Origin of the sequence: Novosphingobium sp. Chol11, from assembly GCF_900218065.1 — a bacterium.
GTDB lineage: Bacteria > Pseudomonadota > Alphaproteobacteria > Sphingomonadales > Sphingomonadaceae > Sphingobium > Sphingobium agri.
In genome coordinates, this window is the sequence record NZ_OBMU01000001.1 from 1,088,919 (window position 1) to 1,105,238 (window position 16,320).

Below are 16,320 nucleotides of genomic sequence, written 5' to 3' on the forward strand. Positions count from 1 at the left end.
GTCATAGTTTTTCTGCAGCGCGTTGAGGCGGAATGCCTGCGAGGCAATCGGGATCGCCGAAATGTCCTCGAGATAGGCCTTTCTGACCGCTTGAAAAATTGTCCGCCACTTTTCACCTGCCTCGAATTTCGGATGATCCGGGTTGTATGTGCGAACCTGCTGGACGGTGGTCTCAATCCCAAACTCGTCCTTCACCATCACCACCACCTCGGCTGGTGTGGAAAACCTCGCCAAACCCTGGACAATGGCAAGTTTCGCATCGTTCGAAAGTTCGGCCACAGTAGATCCTAGGTGGGGGTAGGGTGGGGGGATGATCACACGGATTGTCGGTGGAGTGAACCCAAAAATTGGGTTGGCAATTCCGAAAGTTCAGTTCGAACAACTGTGCGCCAACAGTCTTTCAGCTCAACCATAGCTCTGCGGAAACAGTCTTTAAACACTCTTCCTTGATTTACCTGACTGAAATGGGTGAGCAGAAAAGGAAGCCGAAGGATGGGGGCGGTAGCGATTTCCTCCATGAGCGATTACTCGCGGCCTCTTTATCAATCCTCATCGACCACAGGCGTAGCAAATCGTCTCAATGCTAATTACATTCAGATCGAATTGCATCCGAACGGAACAGGGTCGAACGCGTCAAGAAGCTGAAGTTCTTCTTGTAACGCATCTGGAAGGACCCACCATCTTGCTTCGCGCGCCCACAGCGCCGCTGACGGGTTATCCTCCAGGAGGTCTTGCACGAATAGCTCCGGCGTTAGCTGACGGATGCCGTTCGTAGGGTGCCAATACCCCGCGCTCTCGGCCTGCCGTAGCAGCTCAGCACGCAACAAGGCGGGATCGTGGCTCTCCTGCAATAACTCAACGCTGTTGGCCGCCAAGAGAGCCAGAAATACGTCAACGTCCGGGCAGCTTGGTTCGGACGGGTCCCCGCTGCCGCCGGCGAGCGCCGCGTTCTCGACGGCTAGGCCGGCCATAAACTTCAGCAACTGGGGTGGATCGTTGAGTTCTGTGGCCTTCCAGTCACCGCCGCAGGCGTCAGCGGTCGTTCGCCACTCTCGAGCTAGATACAAAAGGCGGCCTCTTCGATCCAAGCCTAGATTCGTTTCTGCATGAGCCCATGCAAGATACATACAGGCGAGGGCGTACATCTCCTCTCCGTCGAGCAATCCTTTGACCCGCTCGACGTTGATTTGCTGACATTCATGTCTGTGCTGTTCTAACATCGGAAGCGCGGTCCCAGCGACCTCAGGGGAGCTGAACTGGTCGACATTACCGAACGCTTTCGACGGTCGCACTTCCCAATGCCAAGAGAATAAAGAGAATGATCAGCACTCCCCAGCGGTTCGCTCTCACCAAGCGGAGCGAACCCGTGGAGCTCAAGATCGCAATATTAACCGCGGATGTCACCGCCGGGATCAGCACCAGCCCTGCCAATGCCGCCCAGACGCCATGAAGCTGGAATATGTACAGGAGGAGGATGCCCGTGACACCTAAGTGGACATAGTGCTCGGCACGGACCCGCGTGTTCCAAGCCCGCAATCCCGCGTCATTCAATTCTTCTCTAGCCATACCAGGGCTCCCTCACCCAGCGTCAGGCAGGGCATTTACATACTATAGTTGATAAACTCCGCCGCCGACAAGCGCCATTGATCGGCTATGGACATGCGCCGCCTTGTCGGAAGGAATCTCTCCCGCATAAGGCGGGAGAAGGGGCTGACACAGGAGCAACTGTCGGAGCGCTGCGGCCTTTCCCAACAGTACTTAAGTGGGCTTGAACGAGGTAGTCGCAATCCAACAATAACCACGCTGTTCGAGATCGCCTCTGCGCTTGGCGTCAGTCATGTCGACTTGGTGCTGCCAGATCGTGGCTGAGAGGTGGGCACCGTGTAGAGGCGCCCAGTTCTCAGAATTGCGCTGAGCGAATCGGGTTAGCGCGGCTTCCCCTTACCTGCTTCGATGCGGGACAATGTCCGGGCAACCCTTGCATTGATCGTGGTTGCCGCCGCTCCTTTGCTATCAGCGGCATGCCGACCCGGATCCATCAGACCCGGCAAATCGGTCACCGTCCCAAAAGCCCCGGGCTGTCGTCGGTGTGGGCCTGGGCTTCTCGCCCAGTCGGGAGAAGGTCATTCTCCCGCTGCGCTGGAGAGTCGCCCATCTATCTACCGTCAGATCTTAAAAGATCGGTGCCGCTCATGTTGCATCTATGTTGCATGGAGCTGCCGGGACCCTCGCGAAAACGGCGGAAAACCGCGGAAAGCGGTGCAATACCAATGCAACATAGAAACGACCAAATTTGATCGGCTTCGATATCACTTTGGGCCATATTTTCAATGAGTTGCGTTGGTAGCGGAGGAGGGATCTTTATAGCGCACTAAACCATTGAATTTACTCAGTTCGTGCGTCGCGCCAGTTTGTTTTGGCCCCTTTTTGGCACCACAGAATTCCCCGGTTCAAGTCCTCATCCGACCTGCAAATCGGTTAGCTGATCCACCTCACGCGCAGGGGCAACTCCAATCGTCGCGCTCGAAAGCACCGCGATCTGGGTCGCCGGGCGAAGACGATATCGACGACCGCCGCCCTCGCGCGTATCGTCCAATTGGTGATCCGATCAAAATTGCTTGATCGGCGATTGTCTGGGGCGGCGGATAATGACTTACGACGAATATTCTGAAAGGTTCTTAGCCGCGCTTTATTTGGAAACGGAGGAATTTGGCGCAACCTATGTGTCTGCGCAGAAGATTCACGAGACTTACGGTTTCAGGCCGGAGAGAAGCAATTGGATCCAGCGAATGACGGACGATTGGGAACACACCTTTTTCAAGGATGTCACCAAAGTCATCGGCGGTTATGACGGATGGAACTTTCGCCTTTCCCCTGAGGGTTATCGGCATATTGAAGCAAACTTTCGCGATGTGGGGGAAGTTCGCGAATTCCTCGATCAAAACGCCCTTCTGCCTGAGCCTTCGACCGCTACGGAACTCCGAGATTCGGCTGAGGCAGAGATTGTCCCTGCCGCGAACCGATTAGTTCGCCTTGATCATAATCAACCCGAATATCGGGAAGTCGCACGAGGCCTTAGCGAGCTTTTTGAGCAAGTCCGACAGGATAATCAAATCGGCGAAACTGCGGAGGAACGAGATCGCTTATTGCGGTCGTTAGCTGCAGCAACAGAACTATGGTCCGCTGCCGAGCTGCACCTCATTCAAATTCGCGTTGGCATCATCATGGCGATTGAGGATACCGCCAGCGCTGCCGTAAAGGTCGGCAAAGCCCTTGGTGAGGCCTTGCTGGTCGACGCTATCAAGCGAATTGTGAAGCTGGCGGTTGGAATTGAGTTCTGAGACTTATCCGCTGCGGCGGCGAGGCAAGCAGCTCCTGAGCGAAGTCCATCGCGTCTGTGGCTCGACGACGGGTGATCGGTGAAGATCGTGTAGGGGTACGCCCGGATTTTTATCTCGTATTATTTTTGCAGCTGTAGAGGTCAGAATACTGGTTCAGTGAACTTCCGACAATTGCCTTGCACGTGGGAGTGGCGGTCACTCCGACCGTTCAGTGCTCCGCTCATTTCGAACTGGCCGGTCAATCGGTTTAGGTCGTAGAACCATGTGATCCTGTCGCCTTTGTCGACGAGGGAAATCTTATCGTCCGTAAAGTCTGCCGTCCCTCCAAAGGCACGATCATTCGATTTCCCGGTAAACGTGTGCCTGTTCTCATCGATGGCGAAGCGCAAAGTGACAGGGCGACCTACCGAACGTATGCTGCAAACGAGTTCCAGATGACCGGGCGCGACGGCTTGTGCAAGTGCCAGTACAAAAAGCAACATGTTCTTCCTTTAGACTTTGCTAATTTATCTGCAATTGAACAGCTTGTACGAAAGAATTTCCGCTATTTTCCGCCGCAAGAGGCGTTAAATCTCCACCTATCCATGTCCATGCGCCTGAACCCTTATGCTTGCTTACAGTATGTTCTCAGACCTTCTGATTAGGTAAGTCACGAAGGCAGCGCATGATCCATACATATACAGGGCTTCGGTTTCCCCAACATTCACCTCATCCTCAAAAACCTTGGCGTGCCGTATGCCCTTTTCATCACTTGTATAGTCATACAACGCGTTTACACCCCTCTTAAAATTGGGATTTATTTTGCCCGATTTTTCGAGGCTCTGGAGTGCGGAGCTCAGTGTCTTGGAGGAACTGTCGATCAGAACTGCCACAGATTCCACTGCATGGATACTCTCTCGAACGCTCTCGGCCCAGTTGCCGCGCGTCAGTGCGTTACCAGCTGCAATCAAATGAGATCTGGTACTCGCAAATTTGTGAGTAGATGTGACCTTTAGCCCTTGAAGAACGGCTTCTCCTTCTTCTGCAGATGAATAGGCAATCACGCATCCATCTGCGATCCGGTATGCGGCACATGATTGAGCCAGGGCAGCATTAATCTCCTTGGTCAAGTTAGGGCCCGTCAAATAATGACGGCACAAAAATTCTACAAAATTCAATATCTCTACGTAGTTACCATTAGAAAATATATTTTTCGCTAATTGAATCTGAGGTTTTACGAACGGTATGAATTCGTCACTCATGCCATTCAGGTGATCAACATGCCACGATCGAAGAATAGATTTCCAAGTGGAATCTAAGTTGTATGAACTGTACTTGGAACTGTAATTCTCATGGTCAGTAGCATCTTCCAGTCTCCGGTGGATAACATGCCAGAGTTTGGCCCGCATCGCCGCGCTGACCTGCCGAAGCGCTAATTGCGTCGGCAACGCATCCACGCCTTCGGCTTGGCCGAATGTAATCTTCGATCGGTCGACTTGATGAGACATTGATGCTCCGAGATGATTCGCTTCCGATACGATAACGCAAGTCGACAGGAGAAAATCAATACGGGGCAAGGTGCTTGGTCGCGCAAAGCGACGGTAGACAGCTTGGCTGACACATTTTAAGAATGATCTCATGCGTTCGGGCGTGATTTCCCAGCGCATCGCATTTTTGCGTCGAAACACGGGCAACCCGCCATGTCGGGCGGCCCACGAAATAAAACACCCTCACGGGAAATACGTGGGGGCGCGTGCCCGTGTTCGCGCAAATCAACCGTCCCGGCGCCAGGCCGGGACGAACACGGGGGTGTGTATGTCAGAAATACTGAACCGCAAAGAATACGGAGACGACGGATCGCTGGCGCTCGATTTGTCGTGCGGGTGCACCATTGTTGTACCCGAGAGGAGCCGCGTGCTGGTGATCGGGAACGAATTTGTCTGCTTCAAGTGCGATATTGGCGCCCCGCAGATGTTTGCGAACCGGCCGAGGGACGCGAAGGACACGGAAGCCGAATAGCGGTTCTTCGGAAGCAAGAGTGGGGCGCTGATGTGAATGTCAGCGCCCTCGTTCTTTTAAACGTGGTAGCCGCAATGGGACTTGAACCCGACACGGTGGGATTTCCGATAATTTTGAGTCCAATCAGTAACTTACTGTAATCTAAGAAGTTGCTGCGGAGGGTGTTACTGCGCTTTTTAGGCGTGGGGTCAACGGCTCGCGGATTTGGCCACATTTTGACACCAACATTGCGGAGGTGCGATTTTTATCAAAAATTGACCAAAAAAAAGTCACGTAAAAACAGCAACTTATCTCGGTGTATCTGCGGTGGGGTTGCTACGCTATGCCGAAAAAATGCTTATTTTTCAACGACTTACAAGCGTTGGTAGCGGAGGAGGGACTTGAACCCCCGACACGCGGATTATGATTCCGCTGCTCTAACCAGCTGAGCTACTCCGCCCCATGGGCTGCGCGGGGCGTGGCCCCTGCGGTGGGCGCGCTATAAGCAGAGCCGCTATTGGGGTCAACGGGGTTTGGCGCGGGATGCGCAATTTCTGTCCGTGACGATGAAGCGTGTGGAAGAAAATCTTTGTGGGCGCTTTGCCGTGGGTCTTTTTGCGCTTGCAATCGTTCGGCCACGTTGCACTAATGTTGCAATGCACAACCGGGCTGTGCCCGAGGGAGGATCGACGCTTTGCCCTTCCACGAAATGTTTGAGCCGGATGGTTCGATACGGCCTTGCTATGCCGAGGTGCAGAATTGGGTGGAGCGGACAGGCATTGCGGGCCTCAACCGGCGACTGGATGAGGCGGAAGCGATTTTCAGGCGGATCGGGATCACTTTTGCGGTCTATGGCGAGGGTGGCGATCCGGAACGGCTGATCCCGTTCGACCTGCTGCCGCGCATCTTCACCGCGCAGGAATGGCGGGTGCTGGACCGGGGCATCCGGCAGCGGGCGCGGGCGCTCAATGCTTTCCTGCATGACGTCTATCATCGCGGCGAGATCGTGAAGGCCGGGATCATGCCCGCCGAGATCATCTACCAGAACAGCGCCTACCTTGCCGAAATGGCGAACTTCACGCCGCCGGGTAAGGTGTACAGCCATATCGTCGGGATCGATATCGTGCGCACCGGCCCTTCCCGGTTCGAGGTGCTGGAGGATAATTGCCGTACGCCGTCGGGCGTGTCCTACATGCTCGAAAATCGCGAGATCATGACGCGCATGTTCCCTGAGCTTTTTGCGCAGGGGCTGGTGGCGCCGGTCGATGATTATCCAGCCGAGTTGCTGAAGAGCCTGAAGGAAGTCGCGCCGCCAGCATGCAAGGGCGATCCTGTTGTCGTGCTGCTGACGCCCGGGTCGCTCAACAGCGCTTATTATGAGCATAGCTTCCTTGCTGACCTGATGGGCATCGAGCTGGTGGAGCCCGCCGACCTGTTCGTCGATGAGGATCGGGTGTGGATGAAGACGACGCTTGGCCCCCGCCAAGTCGACGTCATTTACCGGCGGATCGACGACGAATATATCGATCCGCTGGTGTTCCGGCCTGACAGCCTGCTCGGCATTCCAGGCATCTTCAACGTGTATCGCAACGGCGGAGTGACGCTGGCATCGGCGCCGGGGGCAGGGATCGCGGACGACAAGGCGGTCTATATCTATGTGCCCGAAATGATCCGATTTTACCTGGGTGAACAGCCAATCCTGGACAATATACAGACATGGCAGTGCGGGAAGCCCGATGAATGCGCCTATGTGCTGGAGCATCTGCACGAACTGGTGGCAAAGGAGGTGCATGGGTCTGGCGGCTATGGGATGCTGATCGGGCCTAAATCCACCAGTGCGGAAATCGCGGCCTATGCTGATCGGATCAGGGCCAATCCGGGTGAGTTCATTGCGCAGCCGACGCTTGATCTGTCCACCGTGCCGACGCTTGGCCCCGCTTCCGTGGTCGGGCGGCATGCTGATTTCCGTCCCTATTGCCTGGTGGGCAAGCAGATCCGGTTGGTGCCCGGGGGGCTTACGCGCGTGGCGCTGACGGAAGGGTCGCTGGTGGTGAACTCCAGTCAGGGGGGCGGGGTGAAGGATACATGGGTGTTGCAGGATTGATGGAGGTTGCCAGCGCCTTTCGCAGTCATCGTCATCCCAGCGGAAGCTGGGATCTCGTGAGGCTATGCAGCGCGCTCTCGCCTGAGATCCCAGCTTTCGCTGGGATGACGGCGAGGGATGGCATCGCGCGGCGGGGGAGGTCGCGCCCATGCTGAGCCGCACAGCTGAAAATCTCTACTGGATGGCGCGCTACATGGAGCGGGCCGAGGCTACGGCGCGGCTGTTGACCATGGGGCAGCGCATGGCGATCCTGCCCGGGGCGCACCACAGGGACGAGTGGCGCTCGGTGGTGCGGGCGACGGGGGTCGAGGGCCAGTTCCCTGAAGGCGTTCAGGTGACGGAGAGCGATGCGGTCGCCTATCTGATGCTGGACCTCAACAATTCCAGTTCGATCCGGTCCTGCCTGCTGCGGGCGCGGGCCAATGCGAAATCGGCGCGCACCATGCTGACCCAGGATATGTGGGAGGCGCTGAACGAAGGGTGGCGCAAGCTCGACAGCTATGATGTGGGTGAGGCGCGCCAGCAGCTGCCCGCGCTGATCGACTGGGTTAAGACCCGGGTCATGACTTTCCGGGGCGCGGCCCATTCAGGGCAGTTGCGCAATGAAGGGCATGATTTCCTGCGGGCGGGGTCAGCGCTGGAACGGGCGCAGATGACCCTGCGGCTGCTGGACGTCAAATATTATGTGCTGCTGCCGGAAACCGAAGTGATCGGCGGCAATCGCGACCATTATCAATGGACGTCAGTGCTCTATGCCTTGTCCGGCGCGCGGGCCTATCACCATGTTTATGGGGGCACCTATACGCCTTGGCAGATCACCGATTTCCTGATGCTGAACCGCCTTTTCCCGCGCAGCGTCGCCTATTGCTACGACCAGCTTGCCTATCGGCTCAACCGGCTCGCGGGCTGGCACAATGGGCGGGGCACGTGTCACGAGACGGTGCGACAGATGGTGGATCATCTGGAGCAGCTGGACAGTGGAGAGATTTTCCGCGTCGGCCTGCACGAGACGGTGCAGGGCGGGTTGAAGATGACCAATCAACTGGGCGCGGAGATCGCCCAGACCTATCATTTCGGATGAAGGAGCGCCGCACACCGTGAAATTGCTGGTGCGTCACCAGACGACTTATCGTTACGCCGCGGCGGCAGGCCGTGTGGCAATGCGCCTGAAGCTGATGCCGATCGATACGGCGTCGCAGAAGGTGCTGGAGTGGCGGGTCAGTGTGAATGGCGAGCCGATCGAAGCCTTTCGTCCCAACAGTTTCGGCGAGATGGAGGCGGTCTGGATCCGCCACGACCGGCTGGACGATGCCTCGATCGTCGCGGAGGGCCTGGCCGAAACGGTGGATACCAGTGGCGTAATGGGCAATGTCAGCTGTGGCGTGCCGCCTGCCTTTTTCCTGCGGGAGACGCCGCTAACCCGCGCGTCCGAAGCGATCCGCGCGATGGCGCTTTCATTGCCCGATGCGGATGGGCCGCTGGCGCGGCTGCATGCGTTGTCGGCGGCGGTCAGCGATGCCGTGGCTTATCGCAGCGGCGTTACATCGTCGGCGACCACAGCGGCGGAGGCCTTTGCGCTAGGGGCCGGGGTGTGTCAGGATCATGCGCAGATATTCATCGCTGCGGCGCGGATTTTGGGGATTCCCGCGCGCTACGTCACGGGATATCTGCTGGCGGAGGGCGGTGTCGCCTTGCATGAAACACATGCCTGGGTGGAAGCTTTGGTGCCGGACCTGGGCTGGGTCGGCTTCGATCCCTCCAACCGGGTCTGCGTTACGGAACGCTATTTGCGGCTGGCATCTGGGCTGGATGCCAATGCGGCGGCGCCCATCCGGGGATCGGTGACGGCGGCGGGCGAGATGTGGATTGACGCGGACGTTCGGATCGCGCAGGCGGAGGAAGGGGTGGAAGAAAGGCAGTTGCAACGCCAGCAACAACAAAGCCTTCAGACCGCCATCCCGCAGGGTTGAACGAATATAGGAGCCCGGTGGGCGATGACCTATTGTGTGGCGGTGCGCGTGGACCAGGGTCTGGTCATGCTGTCGGACACTCGCACCAATGCGGGCATGGATAATATCGCCCGCTTCCGGAAAAGCTTTACCTACAGTGTGCCTGGCGAGCGAGCGATCGTCCTCATGTGCTCGGGCAACCTGTCGATCACGCAAGGCGTCAAGACGATGCTGGGTCAAGCGATCAAGGAGGCACAGCTTGATCCCGATGTCGAAAGCATCCTCAATTGCGCGACCATGCACAGGGCGGCGCAGTTGGTCGGCGATGCGATGTGCGAGATGCAGCAGCATTATCGCAGCACGATAGAGATGCAGGGATCGGGCGCGGACGCTTCCATCCTGCTCGCGGGGCAGCGGCGTGGGGGCAAGCCGCGCCTTTACCTCATATATTCGGCGGGCAATTTCATCGAGGCGACTGAGGACACGCCGTTCTTCCAGATTGGCGAGCATAAATATGGCAAGCCGATCCTGGACCGCATCATCAAACGGGAGACGACGCTGGAGGATGCGACGAAGGCGGTGCTGGTGTCGATGGATTCGACGCTTCGGTCGAACCTGTCCGTCGGCATGCCGCTGGACCTGACAGTGATCGAGCGGGACCAGTTCGACTTTCGTGTGAAGACACGCATCGAAGCCGATAATGAGGAGTTCCAGCTGCTTTCGCACAGCTGGTCGGCGGCGCTGCGCAAGGGGTTTGAGGACCTGCCCAACGTCATGGATTGACTCGCGTGGCAACGCGGAAGCCGGAAATCGGCAACAATCGAGTGATTTCCGATGATCGGGAGGGTTGCGCGCGGGACGCTGCTGCCTATGTCATCGCGGCACACGAATCCATGAGCTGGGGACCTTTAGATGACCGCAACGCATTCCACTCGCATGCTGATCCTGGGCTCTGGCCCGGCCGGGCTTTCGGCCGCCATTTACGGCGCGCGGGCGGGTATGGCGCCGATCGTGGTGCAGGGCATGCAGCCGGGTGGGCAGCTGACCATCACCACGGACGTGGAAAATTATCCGGGCTTCCGTGACGTGATCCAGGGTCCCTGGCTGATGGAGCAGATGCAAGCGCAGGCAGAGCATGTCGGCGCGCAGATGATGTATGATCAGATCATCGATGTCGACCTTTCGGAGCGACCCTTTCGCCTGACGGGCGACAGCGGCACGCGCTACTTCGCGGACACGCTGGTGATCGCGACGGGCGCGCAGGCCAAGTGGCTGGGCACTGAAGGCGAACAGCAGTTGCAGGGCAAGGGCGTGTCGGCCTGCGCTACGTGCGACGGTTTTTTCTATCGCGGCAAGAAGGTGGTGGTGATCGGCGGCGGGAATACGGCCGTCGAGGAGGCGCTGTACCTCACCAACCACAGCCATGACGTCACGCTGATCCACCGCCGCGATTCGCTGCGGGCTGAGAAGATCTTGCAGCAGCGGCTGTTTGCGCATCCGAATATCAAGGTGCTTTGGAACCAGAAGATCGAGCGGTTCGTGGGCGGCGGCAATCCGGAAGGGCTGGTTGGCGTCGATCTGGTCGATACGGTGACGGGCAAGGCTTCGCATATCGAAACGGACGGCGCGTTCGTCGCGATCGGCCACCAGCCGGCGACGGAACTCTTCGCGGGCAAGCTGCCGATGGACGACGGCTATCTGGTCGTGGAGCCGGGCACGACGCGCACGTCCATTCCTGGCGTTTTTGCGGCTGGCGACGTCAGCGACAAGATTTATCGGCAGGCGGTGACGGCTGCTGGCATGGGCTGCATGGCGGCGCTGGACGTCGAGAAGTTTCTGGCAGAGGCCGACTTCGAGGCGATGGCAGCGGAGTAGGGCGATGGGCGGGCGCGCATTGCGCGCCTCGTCTGCTTGAGACCCAGCTATCTACGGTAGGCCCTTTGCTTGTCGAAGGGCTTTCCTTGCTCGTCGAAGAAAGGGAAGGGCTTCGACAGGCTGAGCCCGAACGGACCTGTTGGTACTGAGGGGAGGACTGTTCAGGCCTCTGTCTTCGCCTGCGCAAAAGCGACCAGTGTCCCGAAGGTCTCGAAGGTTTCGCCGTCGATGTCGTCATCCTCGATCAGGATGTCGAAACGGTCTTCCATTTCCGTAAGCAGGCTGGCGACGGCCATCGAGTCCAGTTCCGGCAGCGCGCCGAATAGCGGCGTGTCGGCGTCGAACGCGTCGACCCGTTCCTGAGAAAGTCCCAGCACATCGCGCAGAAGATCGCGCATCGGCTTCGTCATGTCGCTTGTCCGGTCGACCGGCATAGAGGTTTCCGCCCGCATGATGGGGCGTCTACCTAGTCGTTCCGCTCCTAGCCCACAAGGGCGGAAATGGCTGTGCGGGCGGCGGGAAACCAGGTGGAGGCAAAACGCGGATTGAAGAAGTCGAGTCGATAGAGCGTCTGGCGCTCCTCCATCCACTCCGTCTTGTAGGCATTGTCGCCGGTCCCATAGTCGATATGGCTGACCTTGTCGGCATCTATGGCGTGAGCGAACATGGCATGGCTGAGCAGCGTACCTGGGGACGCGCCATCGAAGGCCCTGTCGTGCGCGAGCTTGTGGATCAGGGCCGTGCCGTTTTCCACGGTCCAGAACTGCGTCGCCACGGGCTGACCCTTGAGGCGCGCGAAGCCGAGCCGCAACGTACCGGCGTCGGCCTCCCGCTCCGCCAAGGCGCGCAGGAAGGAAAGGCCGGGTTCAGGCTGTTTCCAGCTGCTCGCATGGACCGCCACATAATCCTGCCACAGCGCGTCGGTGACGTCATGGCGGATTTCAAAGGTGAAGCGGTTGGAGCGGGCCTTCCGATGGACCTGATTGCGCAAGCGGCTGGGGCGGTCGGCCCAGTAGGCCGCGAAGTCGCGGCCGTTGAGGTTTAGGACGTGGCGCCCGCCCATCGGACGACGCACGCCGAACCATCCGCTGCGGCGGAAGGCATCGAGCAGCAGGTCGGCGCTGTCCGCGACGGGATAGAGGTCGATATGGCGGCCCGTCTTGAACAAAATGGCGGCGAGAACCTCCACCAAACGCCGCTGTGTTTGCGGGTCGGGATCGCCGAGATAGACCGGTGCCCAGGCGAAACTGTACCAGTTGGCGAGCGCGCTCTGGCGATCGTTTGAGGGCGACAGCAGGAACAGCCAGGCTTCGTTCGAGCCTTCCTGCGCCTGGAGAATGCGGAGGGGGTTGCTTGCAAGACAATGATGGTGGAGCGATTCGAACCAATCGATGCGGTCGAAGAGGGAAAGGGCGCGATCCATGCGGCCCGCCAACGCCAGCCGGGCTTCGGCGATCGTGCTATATTCCCTTGTGACCAGCAAATCATTATCTCCCCGGCACCGTCCCCACACCATAGGTGAAAAGTCTGGAAATGGAGTTAAGCAGCGCCACCCTGATCGATGGCGAGGAAGTTCGCCCGATTGACCACTTGCTGCTGCGTGGCGATCCGGCGCGCCCGGCGCTGGATGGCCGGTCGGGATCACAGAATTTCGCTGAACTGGAAGAGACGCTTGGCCGTCTGGCTGCATGGCTGGCGGGGTTCGGGCTTGAGAAAGGCGCGCGGGTCGCCAGCTGGATTGCGAAAGGACCGGTTGCTGCGCTGATGCCGCTTGCCGCGCCGCGTGCGGGGCTGGTTCATGTGCCGGTCAACCCACTGCTGAAACATGGGCAGGTGGCGCATATTCTGGCCGACAGCGGCGCGCGGTTGCTGATTGGCTCGCCGGCGCGGCTGGATACCCTGGAGCCGGACGACCTGCCGGGTGACTGCCGCCTGTTGCGGGAGGAGGATGCAGCCGCGGCCATGAGTGGCGGGGATGGACTGCCGCCCTCTGAAGCAGGCCCGGATGATCTGGCGGCGATCCTCTACACAAGCGGATCGACCGGACGGCCCAAGGGAGTGATGCTGAGCCACGCCAATTTGTGGCTCGGGGCGGTGAGCGTGGCCAGCTATCTTGGGCTTGGCGCGCAGGACCGGACGCTGTGCGTGCTGCCCTTCAGTTTCGACTATGGGCAGAATCAGCTGTTTTCGACCTGGTATGCGGGCGGCTGTGTCTATCCGCTCGACTATCTGACGGCGCGTGACGTCATGAAGTCGGTAGACAAGCGCGACATTACGACGCTGGCCGGGGTGCCGCCGCTTTGGGTTCAGCTGACGGAGCTTGAATGGAAGCCGGAAGTGGCGGGAAAGCTCAAGCGCCTGACGAACAGCGGAGGAGCGTTGACGCGGCCGCTGGTTGCGAAGCTGCGCAGCCTTTTTCCGCAGGCGGACCTCTATCCGATGTACGGCCTGACGGAGGCGTTTCGCTCCACCTACCTGCCGCCTGCGCTGGTGGACAGCCATCCGGATTCGATGGGGTCGGCGATCCCGTATGCGGAGATTTTGGTCGTGCGGCCGGATGGCAGCCTGACCGATGACGATGAAGCGGGGGAACTGGTTCATTGCGGGCCGCTCGTGGCGCAGGGCTATTGGCGGGATGAGGCACGTACGGCGGAGCGGTTCAAGCTTGCGCCGCCGTCCTCTCGCTATGGCGGCATCGCGGTCTGGTCCGGTGACACCGTGCGGCGCGATGAGCAGGGGCTGCTCTACTTCGTCGGCCGCGATGACGCGATGATCAAGTCTTCGGGCAATCGCATCAGTCCGACGGAGATCGAGGAGGCTGCCGTAGCCGTGCCGGGCGTAGCGGAAGCGGTCGCGCTGGGGATCAAGGATGAACGGTTGGGGCAGGCGGTGCTGCTGCTTATCCGATCAGTCGAGGCAGAGGCCGAGGCTTTGGTGGAGACAAGGTTGAAGACCGAACTGCCCAATTTCATGCAGCCACGGACGATTATCAGGCTGGCGGAATTTCCACGCACGCCCAATGGCAAGATCGACCGTATAGCTCTTGCCAAGGAATTTGATCGATGAAGCCGATGGGACCTGTTCCTCCCTTTTTCGAGGGTGAAGAAGGCATGTTGCTGATCGGCGGATGCGGCGCGGCAAGCCTGGTTGACGAAGCGGGAGATACGCCGCTGTTCGTGTACGACATGGGGATAGTCGAGCGGCAGGTGCGTGACTTGCGAGAGGCGATGCCTGCGCAACTGTCGATCCATTATGCGGTGAAGGCGAACCCCTATCCGGCGCTGCTGGAGCGCATGGCGCGGCTGGTCGATGGCTTTGACGTGGCTTCGGGCGGTGAACTGGCACGTGCGCTGGAAGCAGGCATGGATGCCGTGCATGTGAGCTTTGCCGGGCCGGGAAAGCGCGACGACGAACTTGCGGCCGCGATCGACGCGGGGGTGACGCTGAACCTGGAGTCGGAGGGAGAGGCGCGACGCGCGCTTGCGATTGCCGAGAAGCGCGGGCGGACGCCAAGGCTGGCGGTGCGAGTCAATCCGGATTTCGACCTTAAGGGCTCGGGCATGAGGATGGGCGGGGGGGCAAAGCCCTTTGGCGTCGATGCGGATCGCGCAGCGGTGCTTGCCCGCACGCTGATCGATGCGGGGGCTGACTGGCGCGGCTGGCATATCTTCGCAGGATCGCAGGCGCTGGCGGCGGAAGCGTTGATCGAGACGCAGGCGGCGACTGTGGGATTGGCGGCGCGGCTTTCGGACGCCGTGGGCGTTGCGCCGCCGCTGGTCAATCTGGGTGGCGGATTTGGCATTCCCTATTTTCCGGGCGATCAGCGGTTGGACATCGCGCCGATCGGGGAAACGTTGGGCCAGACACTCCAGGCGCGGGCCGACATATTGGCGGACAGTGAATTTGCGATGGAGCTTGGCCGCTGGCTGGTGGGCGAAGCGGGTGTCTATCTGACCCGTGTGGTCGATGTGAAGCAGAGCCAGGGCGAGACGTTCGTCGTGGTTGATGGCGGGCTCCACCACCAATTGGCGGCGAGCGGGAATTTCGGCACGGTGGTGCGGCGCAACTATCCGATGGCGGTGGCGAACCGTTACGGCGCTTCGCCTGCTGAGGAGGCGGTGACGGTAGTTGGGTGCCTGTGCACGCCGATCGACAAGCTGGGGGACAAGGTCGCTCTGCCCCCCATAGTGGAAGGTGATCTAATCGCCATCTTCGCCGCAGGGGCCTATGGAGCGTCTGCAAGCCCTTCGGCCTTCCTTGGCCATCCGCCTGCACTCGAACTATTACTTGGCTGATATACCAATAGTTTGACGCCTAACCGTATCTTTACCCTTTGAAGGCAAGAAGAGGCCCAAAGCCCATCGCTTTGCGGCCGCTTCACCTCTCTGGCGGCTGTGCTTGCGTGCGGCCCTGTCATGAGGTGAAGATATGCGTTTCCTGTCGGTTTCCCGGGCTTTGATCGGCGCATCGCTGCCTGCTTTGGCGCTGTCGGGCTGCGCTTCGGGAGGCGGGGGACCCCAGTTGCCGCCAGCATCCTTCGTGGCGCAGCAGGAGGGGCCGGGCGAGGAATATGTGATCGGCCCGCTCGACGACCTCACCGTCTTCGTGTGGCGCAATCCGGAATTGGGCGCGAAGGTTCAGGTACGGCCGGACGGGCGCATCACGACGCCGCTGGTTGCCGACATGCCCGCCGTGGGCAAGACACCCAAGCAACTGGCCGACGACATGAAGGTCGCGCTCACCAAATATATCGAAAATCCGCTGGTGTCGGTGATCGTCAACAATTTTTCTGGCACGTTCAGCCAGCAGGTGCGGATCGTCGGCGCGACCGAAAAGCCTGCGTCCATTCCTTACCGTGCCAACATGACGCTGCTTGACGCCATGATCTCCGTTGGAGGCCTTAGCGAATATGCGGCGGGCAACCGGGCGCGGCTCGTCCGCTTCAACAAGGAGCAGGGCAAGCAGCAGGAATTCAACGTCCGTATCGGCGATCTGCTGAAGCGCGGCGACAGCAAGGCGAACGTCATGCTGGCACCGGGCGATGTCATCATCATTCCTGAAAGCATGTTCTGAT

General features: G+C 59.4%; 16 protein-coding genes and 1 tRNA gene. 10 read left to right on the forward strand and 7 right to left on the reverse strand.

Annotation, left to right across the window (positions count from 1 at the left end; translation table 11 throughout):
• The 3 genes from NCHOL11_RS05455 to NCHOL11_RS18335 all read right to left on the reverse strand — a co-directional run.
• Positions 1-279, reverse strand: a 279-nt coding sequence (locus NCHOL11_RS05455; RefSeq protein ID WP_141397813.1) for a DUF2280 domain-containing protein, incomplete at its 3' end; no start/stop codon positions are given.
• 314 nt (positions 280-593) lie between these two features.
• Complete coding sequence (locus tag NCHOL11_RS05460) at positions 594-1,220, reverse strand: hypothetical protein (RefSeq protein WP_097091409.1); 627 nt, start codon at positions 1,218-1,220, stop codon at positions 594-596.
• A 46-nt stretch (positions 1,221-1,266) separates the two neighbouring features.
• Positions 1,267-1,566: a hypothetical protein gene (locus NCHOL11_RS18335; protein WP_097091410.1), complete on the reverse strand. Its 300-nt coding sequence runs from the start codon at positions 1,564-1,566 to the stop codon at positions 1,267-1,269.
• A gap of 93 nt (positions 1,567-1,659) precedes the next feature.
• Here NCHOL11_RS18335 and NCHOL11_RS05470 point away from each other — a divergent pair, with 93 nt between their 5' ends.
• Positions 1,660-1,869, forward strand: coding sequence for a helix-turn-helix transcriptional regulator (locus NCHOL11_RS05470; protein ID WP_255254794.1), 210 nt, complete (start codon positions 1,660-1,662; stop codon positions 1,867-1,869).
• Positions 1,870-2,648: 779 nt separating this feature from the next.
• Positions 2,649-3,341, forward strand: a complete 693-nt coding sequence (locus NCHOL11_RS05475) for a hypothetical protein (protein ID WP_097091412.1) — start codon at positions 2,649-2,651, stop codon at positions 3,339-3,341.
• Positions 3,342-3,955: 614 nt separating this feature from the next.
• Here the strand turns inward: NCHOL11_RS05475 and NCHOL11_RS05485 are convergent.
• Together NCHOL11_RS05485 and NCHOL11_RS05490 are read right to left on the reverse strand one after the other, a co-directional pair.
• Complete coding sequence (locus NCHOL11_RS05485; protein WP_141397814.1) at positions 3,956-5,008, reverse strand: AbiJ-NTD4 domain-containing protein; 1,053 nt, start codon at positions 5,006-5,008, stop codon at positions 3,956-3,958.
• Between the two features lie 693 nt (positions 5,009-5,701).
• Positions 5,702-5,778, reverse strand: a tRNA-Met gene (locus tag NCHOL11_RS05490).
• Between the two features lie 234 nt (positions 5,779-6,012).
• On the opposite strand from NCHOL11_RS05490, the gene NCHOL11_RS05495 reads away from it, so the two are divergent.
• From NCHOL11_RS05495 to trxB, 5 genes are all read left to right on the forward strand, one after another.
• Positions 6,013-7,422, forward strand: coding sequence for a circularly permuted type 2 ATP-grasp protein (locus NCHOL11_RS05495; protein ID WP_097091415.1), 1,410 nt, complete (start codon positions 6,013-6,015; stop codon positions 7,420-7,422).
• Between the two features lie 148 nt (positions 7,423-7,570).
• A complete protein-coding gene (locus NCHOL11_RS05500) occupies positions 7,571-8,503 on the forward strand; it encodes an alpha-E domain-containing protein (protein ID WP_097091416.1) in 933 nt (310 codons plus the stop codon).
• A 16-nt stretch (positions 8,504-8,519) separates the two neighbouring features.
• Positions 8,520-9,392: a transglutaminase family protein gene (locus NCHOL11_RS05505; protein WP_097091417.1), complete on the forward strand. Its 873-nt coding sequence runs from the start codon at positions 8,520-8,522 to the stop codon at positions 9,390-9,392.
• A 24-nt stretch (positions 9,393-9,416) separates the two neighbouring features.
• Positions 9,417-10,154 carry a peptidase gene (locus NCHOL11_RS05510; protein WP_097091418.1) on the forward strand — a complete coding sequence of 246 codons (738 nt, stop codon included), beginning with the start codon at positions 9,417-9,419 and terminating at the stop codon, positions 10,152-10,154.
• A gap of 129 nt (positions 10,155-10,283) precedes the next feature.
• The gene (gene trxB, locus NCHOL11_RS05515) at positions 10,284-11,246 is read left to right on the forward strand and encodes a thioredoxin-disulfide reductase (RefSeq protein WP_097091419.1); all 963 of its coding nucleotides are present in this window, start codon (positions 10,284-10,286) and stop codon (positions 11,244-11,246) included.
• A 161-nt stretch (positions 11,247-11,407) separates the two neighbouring features.
• Here trxB and NCHOL11_RS05520 read toward each other — a convergent pair whose 3' ends face one another.
• Both NCHOL11_RS05520 and NCHOL11_RS05525 read right to left on the reverse strand, forming a co-directional pair.
• A complete protein-coding gene (locus NCHOL11_RS05520) occupies positions 11,408-11,698 on the reverse strand; it encodes an acyl carrier protein (protein WP_097091420.1) in 291 nt (96 codons plus the stop codon).
• 29 nt (positions 11,699-11,727) lie between these two features.
• Positions 11,728-12,729 carry a GNAT family N-acetyltransferase gene (locus NCHOL11_RS05525; RefSeq protein WP_097092751.1) on the reverse strand — a complete coding sequence of 334 codons (1,002 nt, stop codon included), beginning with the start codon at positions 12,727-12,729 and terminating at the stop codon, positions 11,728-11,730.
• A gap of 50 nt (positions 12,730-12,779) precedes the next feature.
• On the opposite strand from NCHOL11_RS05525, the gene NCHOL11_RS05530 reads away from it, so the two are divergent.
• The 3 genes from NCHOL11_RS05530 to NCHOL11_RS05540 all read left to right on the forward strand — a co-directional run bounded on the left by NCHOL11_RS05530 (position 12,780) and on the right by NCHOL11_RS05540 (position 16,319).
• Positions 12,780-14,312, forward strand: coding sequence for an acyl-CoA ligase (AMP-forming), exosortase A system-associated (locus tag NCHOL11_RS05530; protein WP_097092752.1), 1,533 nt, complete (start codon positions 12,780-12,782; stop codon positions 14,310-14,312).
• On the forward strand, positions 14,309-15,541 hold the full coding sequence (locus NCHOL11_RS05535) for a pyridoxal-dependent decarboxylase, exosortase A system-associated (RefSeq protein WP_097091421.1): 1,233 nt from the start codon (positions 14,309-14,311) through the stop codon (positions 15,539-15,541). Before NCHOL11_RS05530 ends, NCHOL11_RS05535 begins: the two co-directional genes overlap by 4 nt.
• 133 nt (positions 15,542-15,674) lie before the next feature.
• Positions 15,675-16,319 (forward strand): XrtA/PEP-CTERM system exopolysaccharide export protein, encoded by a 645-nt coding sequence (locus NCHOL11_RS05540; protein ID WP_097091422.1) that lies wholly within the window; start codon positions 15,675-15,677, stop codon positions 16,317-16,319.
• Position 16,320: the final 1 nt, after the last annotated feature.